The organism is Rhodococcus sp. (in: high G+C Gram-positive bacteria) (assembly GCF_049591685.1).
In the GTDB taxonomy this organism is placed as follows: domain Bacteria; phylum Actinomycetota; class Actinomycetes; order Mycobacteriales; family Mycobacteriaceae; genus Rhodococcoides.
The window spans coordinates 1-4,240 of the sequence record NZ_JBAWFH010000527.1 but is presented as its reverse complement, the minus strand read 5'-3'; the positions used below and the strand labels follow the sequence as shown (position 1 = coordinate 4,240).

The following is a 4,240-nucleotide window of genomic DNA, read 5'->3' as shown; positions in this document are numbered from 1 at the left end:
GCTCGGTGTTGACCAGGCCCTTCGGCCCGATCGGACGCCTCGCCCGCACCAACTCTGTCCGCAACCCGCGCCGCACCGCCGCGACGGCGTTCGCACTCATGCTCGGCCTGATGCTCGTATCCGTCATCGGGGTCCTCGGGTCCACCGCGAAGGCGAGCGTCGACGCGCTCGTCGATACCGGAATCCAGGCCGACTACATCCTCAGCGGCCCACCTGCCATCGGCGTTCCGACCGGAGCAGCCGACGCCGCCCGCCGGGTGGACGGCGTCGACAAGGTGGCGGTCCTACACCCTGTGGGCGTCGACATCGACGGTGAATCCGCCTTCGGGGTCGGGCTCGAGGGCAGTCCGGAAGGACTGTTCGACAGCGTCGTCGTCGACGGCGCGACCGAGCTGAGCGGCAACAGCATGGCGGTCTCCGAGTCGGCCCGCAGGGACGAGGGCTGGCAGCTCGGTGACGTCGTGGAGATGACGTCGCCCGATGGCAAGGTGGTACCGGTCACCGTGACCGGCGTGTACGCGGACAACCCGCTGGTCGGCCAGTGGATGGTGTCGCAGGAGGTGTACGAGCAGGTCACCCCCGCCATCGTCCGGTCGGACATCGTCGTGCTGGTCGGCGCAGTGGCCGGCACGGATCCGGTTACATTGCGCACCGACCTGGAAGCCGCAACGAAGCCCTTCGTCGTCGTTCAGGTGCAGGATCGCGAGGAGTTCAAGGGCGCACAGGGTCAGCAAATCGATACGTTGCTCGCCGTTCTGTACGGCCTGCTCGCACTTGCCGTCGTCATCGCCATCCTCGGCATCATCAACACGCTGGCCCTCTCGGTCGTCGAACGTCGCCGCGAGATCGGCATGCTTCGCGCCGTTGGGATGCAGCGCGCACAGGTACGCCGAACTATCTACCTGGAATCGCTGCTTATTGCGTTGTTCGGCGCGATCGTCGGCCTTGCCCTCGGGGTGGCGTTCGGCTGGGGGTTCGTCCGAACGTTGCGCGACGAAGGGCTCGGCACGCTGACGATTCCGTGGGGACAGATGACGGCAATGCTCGTCGGGTCTGCCGTGGTCGGCGTCCTGGCGGCACTGTGGCCCGCATCCCGCGCAGCGCGGACGAAGCCGTTGGAGGCCATCACCGACGCCTGACGCGGCGTACCTGCTCCAGCCGGACAAATCCGTTTTGTCCGGCTGCAGTTGCATAGGAAACCGCCTCGGAGCTACCTTGTACCGTGTAAAACAGACTGAACGACGGTTTTCGGCGGAGAACCCGGATCCTCTGTAGGCACGCGCAAGGAGACCCATGTCGATACACGGCTTGTCGATCGACGAACGCGACATGGCGGCGCATGCCGCGTTGGCGCCACTCTGCAAACCGGGCACGCGTGACTCGCTGCTCGACCGGCTGTGCGAGGTCGCGCACGCAACACCGGATCATCCGGCCGTGGTGGCAGCCGACGGCATGGTCACGTTCCACGCTTTGACGCATCAGGCATACGCGTTGGCGCGCAGAATTGCATCGGTAGCACCCGACGAGGAACGGCCCGTGGCCGTCGAGAGCACCGGCACCGTCGCAGCGGTGACGCTGATGCTCGCGGTCATCGCGTCGGGCAGGGCCCTGGTCCCGCTCGATCCGAAGCTCCCCGAAGGTCGGCGCGACGACATCGTCCGTCGCGCCGGCGCACGACGCCTCGATCGGTCCGAAGTCGACGGCGCCCAGGAGTCGGCCATGCCGCTGCCTCTGGTCAAGGGTGGCCGCACCGCACTCATCGCGTTCACCAGTGGATCCACCGGCGCCCCCAAGGGTGTGTTGCTGAGTCACCGCATGTGCTTGAGCAAGGCGTACGAGGTCAGTTCGGCACTCGGCCTTGTCCATCAGGACCGCGTGGGGTGCGCCTTACCGATCAGTTTCGGCGCGGGCATCAACACGGTGTTAGCAGGCATCCTGAGCGGTGCCACCGTCTATTGCCGAGACCCACGAGAGCTGCACGGCGACAACGTGATCGACTGGGTCGGTGCCAATTCGTTGACTACCCTGCACTGCTCCCCATCATTGGTGCGCGGCATGTCCGCACACGCTTCCACGTCGGGTCCACGACCCGGCGCGACCGTCGACGCCGTGCCCTCGCTGCGGTACGTCACCACCTACGGGGAGCCTCTGCACTCCCGCGATGTGACTGCGTTCCGTGCCGAGTCGGGTTGCACAGCAACGATTGTCAACTGGTACGCAACCACCGAGGCCGGTGCGGTGGCACACCGGCAGTACCGCGCCGACGAACCACTGCCTACAGGGTTTTTGGCCGCGGGTTCTGCGCCGACCGGAAAGACCCTCCACATCGTTCGCTCCGACGGCGCCCTCGCGCGCAACGGCGAGACCGGCCAGATCCGCCTCACCGGTCACTGCTTCGCCGACGGCTACCTCGATCTCCCGGACCAGACGAACGAGCGGTTCACCACCGATGGCGGACTACGGCGGTACTGGACGGGCGATGTCGGCCGAATCGACGAAACCGGCGCGCTACACCTCGTCGGTCGTGTCGACGACGCCGTCAAGATTCGCGGCTACCAGGTCGAGCCGGCTGAGATCGAAGGCGCACTACGCTCCATCGCGGGAGTCGCCGACGCGTTCGTCATGCCGCACCAGGACGGGCCGGACACCGCGAGGTACGAGCTCACCGCATTCGTCGTCGGCACTACGCCCGAAGCGGACATTCGAGGCGCTCTCCGCGAGAAGCTGCCCGAATGGATGATGCCCAAGTACGTCACGACTCTCGACTCGATTCCGCGGTCCGAGCGGGGCAAGGTCGATCGAACCGCGCTGCAGATGCGAGTGTCCGAGGGATTGCGCACCGCCACGCCGTCCGAGACGGTGCTGGTGGGCGCAACCGAGAACTGGCTGGCACTGATCGTCGCCCGCGAACTCGGCCTCACCTCGCTGCACCGAGACGACGACTTCGCCGAGCTCGGCGCCACCTCGCTGGTGACCACGCGCATCCTCGTCGAGGTCCGCACGGCGTTCCACGTCGAACTGTCCCCAGCCGATCTGGTCGATGCGATGACCGTGCGCAGGTTGGCCGAGGTCATCGACTCGAGGCACGCGTCGGTAGACCGGGAGAAAGCCCGCGCCAGCAACAATCCGGTCTGTGTTCCGCTGCGTTCCGACGGCACCGGCAGTCCGCTCTTCGTCGTTGCAGGTGCCGGCGTACCCGCCATCGGCCTTGCGCCACTGGCCAAGCACCTGACGGGCAGACCCGTTTTCGCGCTGCAGGCACGAGGGCTCGATACCCGCGCGCTGCCGCACCGAACGCTGAAGGGTTGCGCACGGGCATACGTCCGCGAGATTCGACGCATCCAGCCGCACGGCCCGTACACGGTCGCCGGGCATTCCCTCGGCGCGTGGATCGCCCTGGAAATAGCCGACATTCTGCGCTCGCACGGCGAAACCGTCGAACGCGTGGTGCTGCTGGACCCCCGGTTGTACCGCTGGGTGCTCGACAGGTTGCCCGGCGGCTCGGCGCTGACGGCGGCACCGCCGGACCCCGGCAACGCGGTCTACAAGCCGAGCGTGGCGGCCTACCTGCGTCAGACGTGGCGGGTCATCACTGCAGGCCTCGTCCGCTACCCGACGACCGAACGCTGGCTCGCCTTCGGCATCATCGGCTCGATGGCTCTGCGTCGCCACACGCCGACGCCGTGGGACGGTCCGACCACCGTCGTCGTCACCGACAGCAACACGGCGGACCGACGCTCCTGGGAAGCCGTCGTCACCGGCGACCTCGACCTGACGCCCGTACCCGGGCCGCACATCGGCATGGTGCGGGAGCCGGTGGTGTCCGCGGTCGCCGACATCGTCACCCGTGCAATGAACCCACACCGAACCGGACGCGCGTAGGTTGGTCGTCGACGCGCTCCAATGCGTGAAGTCAAGCGCCGAGCGGCGAGGAGGTTCGATGAACGAAGAGGCATCACCGTACGAGCTCGAATCCGTCGAACTTCACCGGGACGTGCTCCGGTACGTGGACGAAGGCGACGGCCCACCCGTCATCCTCGTGCACGGTCTGCTCGGGTCGCATCAGTCCTGGGCGGGCCAGATCGAGCGTCTGGCCGCCAACCATCGCGTCATCGCGCCCGATCTGTTCGGGCACGGCGATTCCGACAAGCCGTCCGGTGACTATTCGCTCAGCTCGCACGCTGCCACCGTCCGCGATCTGATGGACCACCTGGGTATCGACTCCGCGCCGATGGTCGGC

General features: G+C 67.1%; 3 protein-coding genes. All 3 read left to right on the top strand.

The features are described 5' to 3' along the window. Nucleotides 1-1,139: FtsX-like permease family protein (locus WBQ44_RS21570; RefSeq protein WP_495568706.1), on the top strand; the 1,139-nt coding region annotated here is incomplete at its 5' end. A gap of 154 nt (nt 1,140-1,293) precedes the next feature. Then, nucleotides 1,294-3,882: an alpha/beta fold hydrolase gene (locus WBQ44_RS21565; protein ID WP_495568705.1), complete on the top strand. Its 2,589-nt coding sequence runs from the start codon at nt 1,294-1,296 to the stop codon at nt 3,880-3,882. Between the two features lie 58 nt (nt 3,883-3,940). Continuing rightward, nucleotides 3,941-4,240, top strand: a 300-nt coding sequence (locus WBQ44_RS21560) for an alpha/beta fold hydrolase (protein WP_495568704.1), incomplete at its 3' end; no start/stop codon positions are given.